Source organism: Variovorax beijingensis, from assembly GCF_007828835.1.
Classification (GTDB): Bacteria; Pseudomonadota; Gammaproteobacteria; order Burkholderiales; family Burkholderiaceae_C; genus Variovorax; species Variovorax beijingensis_A.
Map to the genome: position 1 here is coordinate 590,393 of NZ_VIVL01000002.1, position 16,824 is coordinate 607,216.

The 16,824-nt window shown below is 67.0% G+C and carries 15 protein-coding genes; all 15 read right to left on the bottom strand.

The window, feature by feature from the left end; translation table 11 throughout:
- Window position 1: 1 nt before the first annotated feature.
- The 15 genes from trpA to sdhA all read right to left on the bottom strand — a co-directional run bounded on the left by trpA (window position 2) and on the right by sdhA (window position 16,817).
- On the bottom strand, window positions 2-859 hold the full coding sequence (trpA, locus tag FB547_RS09070) for a tryptophan synthase subunit alpha (protein ID WP_145742016.1): 858 nt from the start codon (window positions 857-859) through the stop codon (window positions 2-4).
- 71 nt (window positions 860-930) lie between these two features.
- On the bottom strand, window positions 931-2,208 hold the full coding sequence (gene trpB, locus FB547_RS09075; RefSeq protein ID WP_145741466.1) for a tryptophan synthase subunit beta: 1,278 nt from the start codon (window positions 2,206-2,208) through the stop codon (window positions 931-933).
- Between the two features lie 49 nt (window positions 2,209-2,257).
- The gene (locus tag FB547_RS09080) at window positions 2,258-2,953 is read right to left on the bottom strand and encodes a phosphoribosylanthranilate isomerase (protein ID WP_145741468.1); all 696 of its coding nucleotides are present in this window, start codon (window positions 2,951-2,953) and stop codon (window positions 2,258-2,260) included.
- A complete protein-coding gene (gene truA / locus FB547_RS09085) occupies window positions 2,950-3,762 on the bottom strand; it encodes a tRNA pseudouridine(38-40) synthase TruA (protein ID WP_145741470.1) in 813 nt (270 codons plus the stop codon). Before truA ends, FB547_RS09080 begins: the two co-directional genes overlap by 4 nt.
- Before the next feature lie 33 nt (window positions 3,763-3,795).
- Window positions 3,796-6,597, bottom strand: a complete 2,802-nt coding sequence (locus tag FB547_RS09090) for a FimV/HubP family polar landmark protein (RefSeq protein WP_145741472.1) — start codon at window positions 6,595-6,597, stop codon at window positions 3,796-3,798.
- A gap of 167 nt (window positions 6,598-6,764) precedes the next feature.
- Window positions 6,765-7,907 carry an aspartate-semialdehyde dehydrogenase gene (gene asd / locus FB547_RS09095; RefSeq protein ID WP_145741474.1) on the bottom strand — a complete coding sequence of 381 codons (1,143 nt, stop codon included), beginning with the start codon at window positions 7,905-7,907 and terminating at the stop codon, window positions 6,765-6,767.
- 91 nt (window positions 7,908-7,998) lie between these two features.
- Window positions 7,999-9,087: a 3-isopropylmalate dehydrogenase gene (gene leuB / locus FB547_RS09100; protein WP_145741476.1), complete on the bottom strand. Its 1,089-nt coding sequence runs from the start codon at window positions 9,085-9,087 to the stop codon at window positions 7,999-8,001.
- A gap of 40 nt (window positions 9,088-9,127) precedes the next feature.
- On the bottom strand, window positions 9,128-9,778 hold the full coding sequence (gene leuD / locus FB547_RS09105; RefSeq protein ID WP_145741478.1) for a 3-isopropylmalate dehydratase small subunit: 651 nt from the start codon (window positions 9,776-9,778) through the stop codon (window positions 9,128-9,130).
- 19 nt (window positions 9,779-9,797) lie between these two features.
- A complete protein-coding gene (gene leuC, locus FB547_RS09110) occupies window positions 9,798-11,219 on the bottom strand; it encodes a 3-isopropylmalate dehydratase large subunit (RefSeq protein ID WP_145741480.1) in 1,422 nt (473 codons plus the stop codon).
- A 48-nt stretch (window positions 11,220-11,267) separates the two neighbouring features.
- Window positions 11,268-12,221: a LysR substrate-binding domain-containing protein gene (locus tag FB547_RS09115; protein ID WP_145741482.1), complete on the bottom strand. Its 954-nt coding sequence runs from the start codon at window positions 12,219-12,221 to the stop codon at window positions 11,268-11,270.
- 116 nt (window positions 12,222-12,337) lie between these two features.
- Window positions 12,338-12,478, bottom strand: a complete 141-nt coding sequence (locus FB547_RS09120; RefSeq protein WP_145741484.1) for an entericidin A/B family lipoprotein — start codon at window positions 12,476-12,478, stop codon at window positions 12,338-12,340.
- 123 nt (window positions 12,479-12,601) lie between these two features.
- On the bottom strand, window positions 12,602-13,912 hold the full coding sequence (gltA, locus tag FB547_RS09125; RefSeq protein WP_021006166.1) for a citrate synthase: 1,311 nt from the start codon (window positions 13,910-13,912) through the stop codon (window positions 12,602-12,604).
- A 24-nt stretch (window positions 13,913-13,936) separates the two neighbouring features.
- Window positions 13,937-14,260, bottom strand: a complete 324-nt coding sequence (locus FB547_RS09130) for a succinate dehydrogenase assembly factor 2 (RefSeq protein ID WP_145741486.1) — start codon at window positions 14,258-14,260, stop codon at window positions 13,937-13,939.
- Window positions 14,261-14,279: 19 nt separating this feature from the next.
- Window positions 14,280-14,981, bottom strand: a complete 702-nt coding sequence (locus FB547_RS09135; RefSeq protein ID WP_012746572.1) for a succinate dehydrogenase iron-sulfur subunit — start codon at window positions 14,979-14,981, stop codon at window positions 14,280-14,282.
- A 27-nt stretch (window positions 14,982-15,008) separates the two neighbouring features.
- Entirely contained in the window at window positions 15,009-16,817 is a 1,809-nt protein-coding gene (gene sdhA / locus FB547_RS09140) for a succinate dehydrogenase flavoprotein subunit (protein WP_145741488.1), read from the bottom strand.
- Window positions 16,818-16,824 lie beyond the last annotated feature (7 nt).

Genomic DNA, 16,824 nt, shown 5'->3' on the forward strand with positions numbered 1-16,824 from the left:
ATTATCGGCCAGCCGCGTTCTTGGGGGTAGCCGCCGGCAGCGCGTCCAGCGCCTCCCGGATGCCGGCGAGGAATTCGCGCACCGCGGGCACCACCCTTTCGCGCGGCTGCCCGTCGATCAGCTGGATGATCCTGGTGCCGATCACGACGGCGTCGGCGGCCGAACCCACGGCCTGGGCGGTGCGCGCGTCGCGGATGCCGAAACCCACGCCCACCGGGATGCTCACATGCTCGCGGATGCGCGGGATCATCTGGCCGACCGCTTCGGTGTCGAGGTGGCCGGCGCCCGTCACGCCCTTGAGCGACACGTAGTAGACATAGCCGCTCGCGATGCGCGCGACCTGCGCCATGCGCTCGCTGGTGCTGGTGGGGGCGAGCAGGAAGATCAGGTCGATGCCTGCGGCCTTCAGGTCGGCCGCGAAGTCCTCGCACTCCTCGGGCGGGTAGTCGACCACCAGGAGGCCGTCGACGCCGGCGGCCGATGCATCGCGGATGAAGGCCTTCTTGCCGTGCACGAGGTCATAGCGCTCGACCGGGTTCGCATAGCCCATCAGCACCACGGGCGTGGTCGCGTCCTTCTGGCGGAAGGCGGCCACCATGGCGAGCACCTGCTTCATGCCGACGCCTAGCGCCAGCGCGGCCTCGCCGGCCTTCTGGATCACCGGGCCGTCGGCCATCGGGTCGGAAAACGGCACGCCGAGCTCGATCACGTCGGCGCCCGCCTCGACCATGCCGTGCATCAGCTCGGGCGTGATGTCGGCAAAGGGGAAGCCGGCCGTGACGTAGGGAATCAGGGCCCTGCGGCCTTGCGACTGGAGTGTCTTGAAGGTAGCGGCAATGCGGCCGGTACGGGCCCCCACGCTTGCCACTTCGTGTGCTGCGCTGCCCCCCGAGGGGGCGTTCGCACCTTGGAGCGGTCCTGCGGTGCTCATCACTTGCCTCCCTTCACGCTCAGGCCGCGCATCGAGGGTCGGTCGTAGAAATCGACGCCCGACAGGTCGGCGACGGTGCCGATGTCCTTGTCGCCGCGGCCCGAAAGGTTCACGAGGATCGACTGGTCCGGCCGCATGGTCTTGGCGAGTTTCATGGCGTAGGCCACGGCGTGGCTCGATTCGAGGGCCGGAATGATGCCTTCGGTGCGGCACAGGTAGTGAAAGGCTTCGAGCGCCTCGGTGTCGGTGATGCCGACGTATTCGGCGCGGCCGATGTCGGCCAGGTAGGCGTGCTCGGGGCCGACGCCGGGGTAGTCGAGGCCGGCGCTGATGCTGTGGGTTTCGGTCACCTGGCCGTCCTCGTTCTGCAGCAGGTAGGTGCGGTTGCCGTGCAGCACGCCCGGGCTGCCGCGCAGGATGGAAGCCGAGTGCTTGCCGCTGTCGAGCCCTTCGCCCGCGGCCTCCACGCCGATCAGGCGCGTGCCTTCGAACGGAATGTAGGGATGGAAGATGCCCATCGCGTTGCTGCCGCCGCCCACGCAGGCCACCACCACGTCGGGCTGCCGGCCCTCGGCTTCGCCGGTGATGCCCTGGGCCGCGAGCATGGCGGGCATCTGGTCGATGCACTCGGTGCCGATCACGCTCTGGAAGTCGCGCACCATGGTCGGGTAGGGGTGCGGGCCGGCCACGGTGCCGATGATGTAGAAGGTGTTCTCCACGTTCGTGACCCAGTCGCGCATGGCCTCGTTGAGCGCGTCCTTCAGCGTCTTGCTGCCTGATTCCACCGGCACCACGGTCGCGCCCAGCAGGTTCATGCGGTAGACGTTGGGGCTCTGGCGCTTGACGTCCTGGCTGCCCATGTAGACCACGCATTCAAGGCCGTAGCGCGCGCAGATCGTGGCGGTGGCCACGCCGTGCTGGCCGGCGCCGGTTTCGGCGATCACGCGGGGCTTACCCATGCGGCGCGCGAGCATCGCCTGGCCGATCACGTTGTTGATCTTGTGCGCGCCGGTGTGGTTCAAGTCTTCGCGCTTCAGGTAGATCTGCGCGCCGCCCATCTCGCGGCTGGTGCGTGCGGCGTGGTAGACCGGCGAGGGCCGGCCGACGAAGTGCTTCAGCTCGTAGTGGAATTCGGCGAGGAAGGCCGGGTCGTTCTTGTACTTCGCGTAGGCGTCGCGCAGCTCGTTGATCGCGTGGGTGAGCGTTTCGCTCGCGAAGGTGCCGCCGTAGTTGCCGAAGTGGCCGGTGGCGTCGGGTTGCTGGTAGTTGCTTTGCATGGTTCTCGATCGGTGGGCCGCAGCCCGAAATCACGATCGGGTGCGGCGGCTAACTGGAGAAGGAGGCGTCGGCGGCTCTGACGGCTGCGACGAATTGCCGGATCTTGCCGGCGTCCTTCAGGCCCTTGTTCCCGGGACCGTCGATTTCGACGCCCGAGCTCACATCAACGGACAGCGTCTTGCAGCGCGTCCGCAGGATGCGAATGCCATCGCTCACGTTTGCAGGTGTGAGCCCACCACTCAAGACGAGGTGAGCGTCGACGGCGGGTGGAAGAAGTGACCAATCGAATGCCTTGCCGCCACCGCCATAACCTTCGACATGGGCGTCGAGCAGGATGGCCTGGGCGTGGGAGTAATCGGATGCGTATTTTACGAGATCGAAGCCCGCTCCGGCGGCGCCCAGCGGAATACGGGCCGCGCGCATGTAGCGAAAGCGCCCCGGGCCGGTGGCCTGCTCGCACTGTTCAGGCGTTTCTTCGCCGTGGAACTGCGCGATCGCGCCCTTCACGCGAGAGAGGGCTGCTATGACTTTGGAAGCATCCTCGTTCACGAACAGCAGCACCGGCGTGATGAAGGGCGGCAGGCGGGAGGCGAGTTCGGCGGCGCGCTCGGCCGTCACGGCGCGGGGGCTTTTCGCATAGAGCACGAAGCCGATGGCATCGGCGCCGGCCTCGATGGCGGCATCCACGTCGGCCTCGCGCGTGAGGCCGCAGATCTTGATGCGGGTGCGGGGAGCGGCAGTCATGGCGGCCCATCATAAGGAGCGCCGCCGGCCTGCAGCGTGGCCTCGGCCGGCAGACCCCACTTGGCGTCGTACAACGGCCCGAGAAAATACAACCCGTTGGCCGAGAAGGTCGGCGCCGCCACCTTGCGGCTGCGCGCCTCGAGCACCTCGGTGATCCATTCGGGCCGTTCGTCGCCGCGGCCGATGCGCACGAGGCAGCCCATCAGGTTGCGGATCATGTGGTGCAGGAAGGCATCGGCCTCGAACTCGAAATGCCAGCGGCAGCGGTCGCCGCTGCCGTGGCGCGTGATTTCGATGCGCCGCAGGTCCTTGACCGGCGAGCGCGCCTGGCAGGCCGAGGCGCGGAACGAGCTGAAGTCGTGCCGGCCCACCAAGAGGGCGGCGGCGGCGCGCATCGCATCGCCGTCGAGCGGATGCATCGACCAGCCGACCCGGCCCGAATCGAGGCTGGGCCGAACGGGCGACTGCGACAGCACGTAGAGGTAGCGCCGCGCGAGTGCGCTGGCGCGGCAATGGAATTCGCCCGGCACCGGCTGGGCCCACTGCACGGCGATGTCGTCGGGCAGGAAGCGGTTGGTGCCGCGCACCCAGGAGAACGGCTCGCGTTCGACGGCGGTGTCGAAGTGCACCACCTGCATCAGCGCATGCACGCCGGCGTCGGTGCGGCCCGCGCACAGCGTGCCGATGGGCTGCGCCGCGAACTTGGCGAGCGCCGCTTCGAGCTTGTCCTGCACCGTGCGGCCCGAGCGCTGGCTCTGCCAGCCCTCGTACGCCTGGCCGTTGTAGCGGATGCCTAGCGCCAGCCTCACGAATTCAGGAGCAACAGCGGAAAAAGCCGCTCGTCAGCGCAGTTCGGCGAGCAATTGCCTCGCCTGCGACTTGAGGTCGCCGGCGCTTTCGGCTTCGACTTCCTCGACCAGCGAGCGGGCGCCTTCAACGTCGCCAATGGCCTGCAGTTCGCGCGCCAGCGACAGCTTGACGGCATGGGGGCTCTCGTCGCCATCGTCGTCCTGCGCGGCTTCGGCAGCGGGCCTTCCTGCGGCTTCGGCGGTGCCGGCCACCGGGCGGGAGGGCAGGCCGGCCAGCGCGCTCATGTCGAATTCGATGAAGCCCGAGTCCGCGGGCAGGTTGCCGCGCAGCCCGGCCGGGCGGGTGTTGGCATCGGCTTCGCCGAGCGCGCCGGGGCGGGTGATCGGCGACAGCGCGCCGGGGGCGGTGTCGAAGTCGTTTTCCAGGTCGACCGGTGCCGTGGGCGCATGGGCATGGCCGTTGGACAGTGGGGCGCTGCTGGCGGCCGGCGGCGCATAGGCCGTCTTCGGCAGGCTGGCACTCACCGGGGCCGGGGCGGGTGCCGGCGGCTGGCTCAGGTCCAGATCGAAGTCCAGCGGCGCGACCGAGGGCACGAAGGCTGGCGTGGCCGCGACGGGCGCGGGCGCCGGCGCTGCCGCCGGGGCTGGCGCGGGCTTGGCCGCTGCCGTGGCCAGGGCGCCCGCAAAGGCGGCGCTCTCGGCCGGGCTCACGCCGCGGGACGCGCCCGAGTCGTACAGCGGATTGCCGGGATCGAGGTCCTTGCCCATCTCGACCACGCGGTTCCAGTCGGCACCGGTGCCGTTGGTCAGCTTGTGCACTTCGGCCGCAAGGCCTTCATAGGCGCGGACGTCGCGGCGCTTGGCATGGATTTCGAGCAGCTTGACGTGAATGGCCGTGCGGTCCGGATTCACGCGCAGGGCCTCGCGGAGGATTTCCTCGGCCTGCAGGTCGCGGCCGTAGGCCAGGTACACGTCCGCTTCGGCCACGGGATCGACGTCGCCCGCATCGAGCTGGCTCGGCGAGTACGACAGCGACGACACGGTGGAATCGCCGCGTTGCTTGGTGTCGACCGATTCGCCGCCGCTGGCGCCGAAGAACGAGTCCTTCGGAATGCGGCTTTCGAGGAACACGCTCTCGCTCATTTCTTCGCGGCGGCGGCCCAGCACGCGGTACAGCAGGAAGCCGACCAGCAAGGCGATCAGCGCCGCGCCGCCGAGCATCAGCGGGTTGTCCATCAGCTCTTCGAAGAAGCCGCGCTCCACCGGAGGCGGCGGAGGCGCTGCCTTGACGACCGGCTTGGGCGCCGGTGCAGGGGCGGCGGCCGCGGCGCTTGCCGCCGCTGCGGGAGCGGCCGGCGCAGCTTCGGAAGTCGCAGCAGGCACGGGCTCGGCCGCCGGAGCGGCGCCAGCTGCAGCAGCCGGTGCCGCTGCAGCTGGCGCGGGAGTCGTTGCGGGTGCTGCCGGTGCCGAAACAGCAGCGGGGGGCGTGGCGGGGGCGACGGGCGCAGCCACCGGGGCAGGGGCGGCGGCAGCAGGCGCCGCAGCGGGCGGTGCCGTGGTTGCGGCGACCCCCGGGGTGGGAACCGGAATGCCGGGGGCTGCCGGGGCGGGTGCCGGCGCCGAGCCAGCGGCTGGCGCCGCCGAACCGGTGGCTGCCTTGAGCTTGGCCAGTTCGTTGATGTTCTTCGACAGCTCGGCAACGCGGTTGTTGCTGTCCTGCGCCTGGCGGGCCTGCGCGACCTTTTCCTCGGCGGCGCGGGCTGCTGCGCTGCCCTGCGAGATCGTCAGCTTGTCAGGGGCGCTCGCCGCGGCGTTGCGGTCCTCGACATTGGCCTGCAGCTTGCCCGAAGCCTTGCGGTCGGCGGCGGCCACGTTGGACGTGGGTGCATTTTCGGCAAGGCGCTGGCGGTAGGCGCCGAAGTCGCGGCTCTGCGCAGTGATGGTGCGGCGCGCTTCCGACGGAAGAATGGCGCCGGCTTCGGCGGCGCTCGGCAGATCGAGCACGGCGCCGGCTTTCATGCGGTTGACGTTGCCGCCAACGAATGCATCGGGATTGGCAAGCAGGAGCGCCACCAGCATCTGGTCGAGCGAGATGTCGGCGGGCTTGTGGGCTCCGGCGATCTTGCTGGCGGTGTCGCCGCGCTGGACCGTGACCTGTTCGCCGCCGCCAGCCGGGCGAGCCGGTGCTGTGGCGCCGGGCGCCTGCGGTGCGGCCGTGGCGGGCACCGGCGCGGCCGGGGCTGTAACCGGTGCGACGGGCGCGCGCTCGCGGCGTGCGCGTGCTGCCGCGGCAGCCGGACGTTCCACAGGCGGCGGCGTGCTCACCTGGGGCGTGGCGGGCGCGATGGACGCGCTCGGCGCCGCCTGGCGCGTGGCCGGCGGATCGAGCAGCACGGTGTAGTCGCGCACCATCCGGCCCGACGAGCCGTTGGCTTCGAGCAGCAGGTCGACGAAGGGATCGTTGAGCGGACGGCTGCCGGTGAGCCGGACGACGTACTGGCCGCCCGCGCGGCGCTGCAGCGTGGCCTTGACGTCTCTCAACGCATCGTTGTAGGGGACGCCCGCGTTCTTGAAGGCGTCGGCACTGGCGACGTTGATCTTCAGGCTCTCCGCTTCGGCGGCAGCCATTTCGGTCACGTCGATTTCGGCGCGGAGCGGTTCGCCCAGTGCTGACTGCACCTTCAGCTGCCCGAGCGCGAAGGCGCTGGCGCCGGTGCTTGCAATACCCAGGACCACGGCGACGGCCGTACCCAGAACGGAGAGGCGAAGGCCGTTCAAGGGCAGCGAGGGGCGAGCGGCCGATGGGCGGGCCGCGGGCAACAGATGTCTTGTCATGCTGATAGGGGCGGCTCAGGCCCAGAATTTGTAAGAGGACGTTAGCATCATCACCAGGTACTGACAAGGCAGTGCGCCTGTTCTACCCAGTGCGCGCATACTTACGCACACATTCAGTGTTGCCGCATGGCAACACTTGGGGTCCATGGAGAGCCTGCGCGCCCCCATCAAGCCTCGAGCAGGATGCGCAGCATGCGGCGCAGCGGTTCCGCCGCACCCCACAGCAACTGGTCGCCGATGGTGAAGGCGCCGACGTACTCGGGGCCCATTGCCAGCTTGCGGATGCGGCCGACCGGGATGTTCATGGTGCCCGTCACCGCCACCGGCGTCAGGTCCTTCAGCGTTGCTTCACGGGTGTTCGGCACGACGCTGGCCCAGGGGTTGTCCGCGGCAATCATCGCTTCGATGTCGGCCACGGGCACGTCCTTCTTGAGCTTGAAGGTCAGCGCCTGGCTGTGGCAGCGCATCGCGCCGATGCGCACGCAGAAGCCGTCGACCGGCACGGCGGCGGTGCCGAAGCCCGCGCCCTGGCCGAGGATCTTGTTGGTTTCCGCGCCGGCCTTCCATTCTTCCTTGGACATGCCGTCGCCCAGGTCCTTGTCGATCCAGGGAATCAGCGAGCCGCCCAGCGGTGCGCCGAAGTTGGCGGTTTCGGAAGCGCTGAGGTTCTGCTGCCTGTGCAGCACCTTGCGGTCGATCTCGAGGATGGCCGACTTGGGGTCGTCGAGCAGCGCGCGCACCTCGGCGTTGAGCGTGCCGAACTGGGTCAGCAACTCGCGCATGTGCTGCGCGCCGCCGCCCGAAGCCGCCTGGTAGGTCATGCTGGTCATCCACTCGACCAGGCCCGCCTTGTAAAGGGCGCCCACGCCCATCAGCATGCAGCTCACGGTGCAGTTGCCGCCGATCCAGTTCTTGCCGCCCTTGGCGAGCGCGTTCTGGATCACCGGCAGGTTGACGGGATCGAGCACGATGACCGCGTCGTCCTGCATGCGCAGCGTGGAGGCGGCGTCGATCCAGTGGCCGCTCCAGCCGGCGGCGCGCAGCTTGGGGAACACCTCGCTGGTGTAGTCGCCGCCCTGGCAGGTGATGACGATGTCGCACTTCTTCAGTGCTTCGATGTCGCTCGCATCCTTGAGCGCGGTCTCGTTCCTGGCCATGGCCGGGGCCTTGCCGCCGGCGTTGGAAGTCGAGAAGAAGACCGGCTCGATGAGCCCGAAGTCGCCTTCGGCCTGCATGCGGTCCATCAGAACCGAGCCGACCATGCCGCGCCAGCCCACGAGGCCGACCAGAGGTTGAGATGCGTTCGCCATTTCAGTTTGCCCTTATGAAAAAAGAAAGAAGTTGTCTTTTCTTGCCCCCGACTCGTCGAGCCGGGGAGGGGCGTGACGAAGCGGGCTGCGGTTAGCCGGTAATCGTCTTTTTGGTGATTGCTGCAACAACCGCATCGCCCATTTCGCGGGTGCCGACGCGCTTGGTGCCTTCTGACCAGATGTCACCGGTGCGCAGGCCGGAGGCGAGCACGTGCTTGACCGCCGACTCGATCCGGTCGGCAGCTTCGGCTTGGTTGAGTGAAAAACGGAGCATCATGGCAGCGGACAGTATTGTAGCCAATGGATTGGCAACCCCTTTGCCGGCAATGTCGGGCGCGCTGCCGTGGCTGGGCTCGTACAGGCCCTGGTTGCTCGAATTGAGCGAGGCCGAGGGCAGCATGCCGATGGAGCCGGTGAGCATGGCGGCCTCGTCCGAGAGGATGTCGCCGAACATGTTGCCGGTGACGATCACGTCGAACTTCTTGGGTGCCTTCACGAGCTGCATGGCCGCGTTGTCGACGTACATGTGGTCGAGCTCGATGTCCGGATAGTCCTTGTGCACCTCGGTCACGATGTCCTTCCAGAACTGGAAGGTCTCCAGCACATTGGCCTTGTCGACGCTGGTCACGCGCTTGCTGCGCTTGCGTGCGGCCTCGAAGGCGACGCGGGCGATGCGCTCGACCTCGGGGCGCGAATAGCGCATGGTGTCGAAAGCCTCGTCGGCACCCGGAAAGTGTCCGTCGACGGCCGTGCGGCGGCCGCGCGGCTGGCCGAAGTAGATGTCGCCGGTCAGCTCGCGGATGATGAGGATGTCCAGGCCCGAAATCAGCTCGGGCTTGAGGCTCGAGGCACCCACCAGCTGCTCGTAGCAGATGGCCGGGCGGAAGTTCGCGAACAGGCCGAGGTTCTTGCGCAGGCCCAGGATGGCCTGCTCCGGGCGCAGCGGGCGGTCGAGCTTGTCGTACTTCCAGTCGCCGACCGCGCCGAACAGCACCGCGTCCGCTTCCTTGGCGAGCTTGAGCGTGGCTTCGGGCAGCGGGTGGCCGTGCGCTTCGTAGGCCGCGCCGCCGACCAGCGCCGTTTCCATCTCGAAAGAGAGGTCGAGCGCGTCGAGCACGCGGATGGCTTCGGCCACGATTTCGGTGCCGATGCCGTCGCCCGGGAGAACTGCGATTTTCATGATTGGGTCTGAGGTTTTTTGAAAAAGGAAATGCGGTCGATCACGAGATCATCGTGTGCGCGAGCCAGGGCTTCTGCGCCAGCCGCTCGGCCTCGAAGGCCTTGATCTTCTCCTTGTGGCGCAGCGTGAGGCCAATGTCGTCCAGGCCGTTGATCAGGCAGTACTTGCGGAAGGCCTGCACGTCGAACGCGAACTCGCCGCCATCGGGCTTCACGACCACCTGGCGTTCCAGGTCGATGGTGAGCGTGTAGCCGGGGAATGCGAAGGTCTCATCGAACAGCTGCGCCACCTGGGCCTCGGGCAGCACGATCGGCAGCAGGCCGTTCTTGAAGCTGTTGTTGAAGAAGATGTCGGCATAGCTCGGCGCGATGATCGCGCGGAAACCGTACTGGTCGAGCGCCCACGGCGCATGCTCGCGCGACGAGCCGCAGCCGAAGTTCTTGCGCGCCAAAAGGATCGAGGCGCCGGCGTAGCGCGGCTGGTTCAGCACGAAGTCGGGGTTCGGCTTGCGGCTGGCCGGGTCCTGGCCCGGAAAGCCGGCGTCCAGGTAGCGCCATTCGTCGAACAGGTTCTGGCCGAAGCCGGTGCGCTTGATCGACTTGAGGAACTGCTTCGGAATGATCGCGTCGGTGTCGACGTTCTCGCGGTCCATGGGGGCCACGAGGCCCTTGTGCACGGTGAATTTCTGCATGTGTTGCTCCAGATCCGGATCAGGCGAAGGTGCGCACGTCGACGAAGTGGCCGTGCACCGCGGCCGCGGCGGCCATGGCCGGGCTCACGAGGTGGGTGCGGCCGCCGGCTCCTTGGCGGCCTTCGAAGTTGCGGTTGCTGGTGGAGGCGCAGCGCTCGCCGGGCTCCAGGCGGTCGGCGTTCATGGCCAGGCACATCGAGCAGCCGGGCTCGCGCCATTCGAAGCCCGCGGCCTTGAAGATCAGGTCGAGCCCTTCGCGCTCGGCCTGCTCCTTCACCACGCCCGATCCGGGCACCACCAGCGCGAGCTTGACGTTCTTGGCCACTTTCTGGCCCAGCTTCTTCACCACGGCGGCGGCTTCGCGCATGTCCTCGATGCGGCTGTTGGTGCACGAGCCGATGAACACCTTGTCGACGAAGATGTCGTTCATCGCCTTGTTCGGCTCCAGGCCCATGTAGACCAGCGCACGCTCGATGGCGCTGCGCTTGCTGGCGTCCTTTTCCTTGTCGGGATCTGGCACGCGGCCGTTGATGTCGACCACCATCTCGGGCGAGGTGCCCCAGGTGACCTGCGGCTGGATCTGCGTGGCGTCGAGTTCGACCACGGCGTCGAACGTGGCGCCGGGGTCGGACTGCAGCGTGCGCCAGTAGGCCACGGCCTGGTCCCACTCCACACCCGTGGGTGCGAGCGGCCGGCCCTTGACGTAGCTGATCGTCTTTTCGTCGACCGCCACGAGGCCGGCGCGCGCACCGGCCTCGATGGCCATGTTGCAGACCGTCATGCGGCCTTCCATGCTCAGGTCGCGGATCGCCGAGCCCGCGAACTCGATCGTGTAGCCCGTGCCGCCGGCCGTGCCGATCTTGCCGATGATGGCCAGCACGATGTCCTTGGCGGTGCAGCCGAAGGGCAGCTTGCCCTCGACCTTCACGAGCATGTTCTTCGCCTTCTTGCCGAGCAGCGTCTGCGTGGCCATGACGTGCTCGACCTCGCTGGTGCCGATGCCGTGCGCGAGCGCGCCGAAGGCGCCGTGGGTGGAGGTGTGCGAGTCGCCGCAGACCACGGTCATGCCGGGCAGCGTGGCGCCCGATTCGGGCCCGATCACGTGCACGATGCCCTGGCGCTTGCTCAGGAACGGAAAGAACGCGGCGGCGCCGAATTCCGCGATGTTCTTGTCGAGCGTGGTGACCTGCTCCTTGCTGGTCGGGTCGGCAATGCCTTCATAGCCGCGCTCCCAGCCGGTGGTCGGCGTGTTGTGGTCGGCCGTGGCCACCACCGAGCTGATGCGCCACAGCTTGCGGCCGGCCACGCGCAGGCCCTCGAAGGCCTGCGGGCTGGTGACTTCGTGCACCAGATGGCGGTCGATGTAGAGGATCGCGGTGCCGTCTTCCTCGGTGTGGACGACGTGTTCGTCCCAGATCTTGTCGTAGAGCGTGCGTGCCATGTCGTTCTCTTCTCTTGTCTTTCGTGGGGAGGTGGATTGTCTTGCGTTCTAGGCGGCGAGCGGCTCGGCAGCATCGTGGGCGGCCGTGGGCGTGTGCAGATGGTTGACCAGCGTGCGCGCGGCCACCGGCAGGGTGGAGAAGTCGCGCGCCACCAGGCGAATCTCGCGCCGGGACCAGGCGTCGTTCAGCGCCACGCTGCGCAGGCGGCTGCCGATGCCCGCCTGCAGCAGTTCGAAGGCGCGCTGCGGCATCACGCCGATGCCCAGCCCGTTGTCGATCATGCGGCACATCGCGTCGAGCCCGGTCACGTGGATGCGCAGCCTGACGCTGCGGCCGGCCTCGAGCGCGGCCTGGTGCATCGCCACGTAGATCGAGCTATTGGTGTGCAGGCCGACGTGGTCGAAATCGAGCGAGGCGGCGAAGTCGATCGGCCCCTGGGCGGCCAGCGGGTGCCCGGCCGGCGCGATCAGCACGAGCCGGTCGTGGCGGTAGGGCAGGGTCTGCAGCTCGTTGGTGCCGTCGGGAATGTGGCAGATGCCGAGGTCGGCCGCACCCTCCTGGACTGCGCGCACCACCTCGTTGCTCAGGTGCTCCTCGAGGTCGATCTTTATCGCATCGTGCTCGCGCGTGAAGGCGCCGAGGTCTTCCGGCAGAAACTGCACGATGGCCGAGATGTTGGCATGCACGCGCACATGGCCGCGCACACCCTCGGCGTATTCGCTGAGCTCGCCCTGCATCTTCTCGAGGCTGTAGAGCACCGAGCGCGCATGGTGCAGCAGGCTTTCGCCCGCAGGGGAAAGATCGACGCCGCGCGCATGGCGGTAGAGGAGGGTGGTGCCCAGCGTGGCTTCGAGGTCCGACAGCCGCTTGCTGATGGCCGAAGCGGCAATGAATTCGCGCTCCGCGGCGCGCCCGATGCTGCCGAGTTCGCAAACAGCCACGAACAGCTGCAGCGACGTGAGGTCGATGCGCCGTGCGAAATTGCGTTCGGAAGAGGTCATACGGGTCTTGGCATCTCGTATGGAGATGGAAGCCCGTATTTTCCCCTTGTTTTCAGGCCTGAGTCATCGTCATGCGCGATGACATTACTGTCGGCGCGCGATGAGCAAAAGAGGCGTCATTGGCGCTTCTTGGCCGAATCCTCCATCTTTTCACCTGCCTTCTGCACGTCCTGGCCGGCTCCCCTCCAAGTGTTGCAACCCGACAGTGGCACGGCAAGAGCAAATGCGACGGCGAACAATGCGACAAGCGATTTCATGATGAAACTCCTTCGACTAAGTGCTCTGCAGGCTATCGCCGGCTTCGCGGCGCCGGATGTCAGCCAAGACGCAAAAAAGCTGCCCGAGGGCAGCTTTCCGGCTTGAGCGCAAGCAGCGCGCGTTCAGCGCTTGCCGATGGGCTGCACGTCGCGCTTGGGCGAGCCTTCGAACAGCTGGCGCGGGCGGCCGATCTTGTACTCGGGGTCGCCGATCATTTCGTTCAGTTGCGCAATCCAGCCGACCGTGCGGGCCAGCGCGAAGATCGCGGTGAACAGCGGCACCGGGATGCCGATGGCGCGCTGCACGATGCCCGAGTAGAAGTCGACGTTCGGGTAGAGCTTGCGCGACACGAAGTACTCGTCTTCCAGCGCGATCTTCTCGAGTTCCTTGGCGAGCTTGAACAGCGGGTCTTGTTCCAGGCCCAGCTCGGTCAGCACTTCGTTGCAGGTTTCCTGCATCAGCTTGGCGCGCGGGTCGTAGTTCTTGTACACGCGATGGCCGAAGCCCATGAGCTTGACGTTCGAGTTCTTGTCCTTGACCTTCTTGATGAACTCGCCGATCTTCTCCACGCCGCCTTCCTTCTGGATGTCGTAGAGCATGTTGAGTGCCGCTTCGTTGGCGCCGCCGTGGGCCGGGCCCCACAGGCATGCCACGCCGGCCGCAATGGCCGCGAAGGGGTTGGTGCCCGACGAGCCGCACAGGCGCACGGTCGAGGTCGAGGCGTTCTGCTCGTGGTCCGCGTGCAGGATGAAGATGCGGTCGAGCGCGCGCTCGAGCACCGGGTTCACCTTGTACTCTTCGCACGGCGTGGCGAACATCATGTGCAGGAAGTTGCCCGCGTAGCTGAGGTCGTTCTTCGGGTACATGTACGGCTGGCCGATCGTGTACTTGTAGGCCATGGCCACGAGCGTGGGCATCTTCGCGATCAGGCGGATCGCGGCGATCTCGCGGTGCTCGGGATTGTTGATGTCCGTGCTGTCGTGATAGAAGGCCGACAGTGCGCCCACCAGGCCGGTCATGATGGCCATCGGATGCGCGTCGCGGCGGAAGCCGCGCAGGAAGAACTGCATCTGCTCGTTGACCATCGTGTGGTTGGTCACGAGCTTGGTGAAGTTGGTCTTCTTGGCCTGGTCCGGCAGCTCGCCGTAGAGCAGCAGGTGGCAGGTCTCGAGGAAGTCGCAGTTGGTCGCGAGCTGCTCGATGGGGTAGCCGCGGTACAGCAGTTCGCCCTTGTCGCCGTCGATGTACGTGATGGCCGACTGGCAGGCGGCGGTCGACATGAAGCCCGGGTCATAGGTGAACATGCCGGTCTGCGCATACAGCTTGCGGATGTCGATCACGTCGGGGCCGACGGTGCCCTTGTAGATCGGCAGTTCGACGCTGTCTCCGCCGTTGCTGAACGACAGCGTGGCCTTGGTATCGGAAGCTTTCATTTCGGGTTTCTTTCAGAGGAGTATTCAGGAGGGCGAAGAGGAAACGGAGGTTGCGGGACGCTGCGCGCCGTCGGTGCGCATCAGCTGCAGCAACTCGACCACCTCGGCCCCGGCCCATGCGGGCTCGGGCTCCTTTCTTCGCAGGAGAAGATCGAGGAGATCGTTGTCCGACAGGTCCATCAAGGTCTCCATCGCTCCCGCCTGGCCGTTGGTCATGCGGGATTCGTGCCGCTCGAAGAAGCGGGCGATGAACAGGTCGTTCTCGAGCAGGCCGCGCCGGCAGCGCCATTTCAGCTTGCTCAGCGCGCGTTCGCTGATCAGCTCGGACGGGTCGGCGGCGGTTTGCATGGTTTCTCTCGGAAAAGGATCAGATGGCGCGGCGCACCATCAGTTCCTTGATCTTGCCGATCGCCTTGGTCGGGTTCAGGTTCTTCGGGCACACATCGACGCAGTTCATGATCGTGTGGCAGCGGAACAGGCGGTACGGGTCTTCGAGGTTGTCCAGGCGTTCGGCGGTGGCTTCGTCGCGGCTGTCGGCAATGAAGCGGTAGGCCTGCAGCAGGCCGGCCGGGCCCACGAACTTGTCGGGGTTCCACCAGAAGCTCGGGCAGCTGGTGGAGCAGCTCGCGCACAGGATGCACTCGTACAGGCCGTTGAGCTCGTCGCGCTCCTCGGGCGACTGCAGGCGCTCCTTCTCGGGCGGCACGTTGTCGTTCTGCAGGTACGGCTTGATCGAGTTGTACTGCTTGAAGAACTGCGTCATGTCCACGATCAAGTCGCGGATGACGGGCAGGCCCGGCAGCGGCTTGAGCACGATCGTGCCCTTGAGCGTGAGCATGTTGGTCAGGCAGGCCAGGCCGTTCTTGCCGTTGATGTTCATCGCGTCGGAGCCGCAGACGCCTTCGCGGCAGGAACGGCGGAACGACAGGGTCGGATCCTGCGCCTTGAGCTTCATCAGGGCGTCGAGCAGCATGCGCTCATGGCCGTCGAGTTCGATCTCGACCGTCTGCATGTAGGGCTTGGCGTCCTTGTCCGGGTCGTAGCGGTAGATCTGGAATGTGCGCTTCATCGTGAAACCTTGTGATGTTGTTCTTGTTTAGAACGTACGGACCTTGGGAGGAACGGAGTCGACCGTCAGCGGCTTGAGGTTGACCGGCTTGTAGGAGAGGCGGTTGTCCTGGCTGTACCAGAGCGTGTGCTTCATCCAGTTGGCGTCGTCGCGGCCGAGCGGCGCGACCGGGTCGTCGGCCGGGCGCTCGTAGTCCTCGACCGTGTGCGCGCCGCGGCATTCCGTGCGGGCGGCGGCCGAAACCATGGTGGCCTGCGCCACTTCGATCAGGTTGTCGACTTCGAGCGCCTCGATGCGTGCCGTGTTGAACACCTTCGACTTGTCCTTCAGGCCGATGGCGTTGACGCGCTCGCGCACGGCGGCGATCTTGACCACGCCCTCGTCCATCGAGGCCTGCTTGCGGAACACGGCGGCATGCTGCTGCATGACGGCGCGGATCTCGCCTGCCACGTCCTGCGCGTACTCGCCGCCGGTGGCGGCTTCGAGGCGGTTCAGGCGCTCCAGCGTGCGGTCGGCGGCATCGGCCGGCAGCGGCTTGTGCTCCTTGTGCTTGTCGTTGAACTCGACGATGTGGTTGCCGGCCGCGCGGCCGAACACCAGCAGGTCGAGCAGCGAATTGGTGCCCAGGCGGTTGGCGCCGTGCACGCTCACGCAAGAGCATTCGCCCACCGCATAGAGGCCGTTCACCACGGCGCTGTTCTGGTCGCCCTGCTGCACCACGACCTGGCCGTTGATGTTGGTGGGGATGCCGCCCATCTGGTAGTGGATGGTCGGCACCACGGGGATCGGCTCCTTGGTGATGTCGACGTTGGCGAAGTTCACGCCGATTTCGTACACCGAGGGCAGGCGCTTGTGGATGGTCTCGGCACCGAGGTGGTCGAGCTTCAGCAGCACGTAGTCCTTGTTGGGGCCACAGCCGCGGCCTTCCTTGATTTCCTGGTCCATCGAGCGCGAGACAAAGTCGCGCGGCGCCAGGTCCTTCAGCGTGGGCGCATAGCGCTCCATGAAGCGCTCGCCGTTGCTGTTGAGCAGGATGGCGCCTTCGCCGCGGCAGCCTTCGGTCAGCAGCACGCCGGCGCCGGCCACGCCGGTCGGGTGGAACTGCCAGAACTCCATGTCCTGCAGCGGGATGCCCGAACGTGCGGCCATGCCCAGGCCGTCGCCGGTGTTGATGAAGGCGTTGGTCGAGGCCTGGAAGATGCGGCCTGCGCCGCCGGTGGCCAGCAGCACGGTCTTGGCCTGCAGGATGTGCAGGTCGCCGGTTTCCATTTCGAGCGCGGTCACGCCGACCACGTCGCCTTCGGCGTCGCGGATCAGGTCGAGCGCCATCCACTCGACGAAGAACTGGGTGCGGGCTTCGACGTTCTTCTGGTAGAGCGTGTGCAGCATCGCGTGGCCGGTGCGGTCGGCCGCGGCGCAGGCGCGCTGCACGGGCTTCTCGCCGTAGTTGGCCGTGTGGCCGCCGAAGGGGCGCTGGTAGATGGTGCCGTCGGGGTTGCGGTCGAAGGGCATGCCGAAGTGCTCGAGCTCGTACACGACCTTCGGGGCCTCGCGGCACATGAATTCGATCGCATCCTGGTCGCCGAGCCAGTCGGAGCCCTTGATCGTGTCGTAGAAGTGGTAGTGCCAGTTGTCCTCGCTCATGTTGCCGAGCGAGGCGCCCACGCCGCCCTGGGCAGCGACGGTGTGCGAACGGGTGGGGAACACCTTGGAGAGCACGGCCACGTTCAGGCCGGCACGGGCCAGTTGCAGCGAGGCGCGCATGCCGGAGCCGCCGGCACCGACGATCACGACGTCGAACTTGCGCTTGGTGATTTGTTCTTTTGTGTAGGTCATGGTGGGG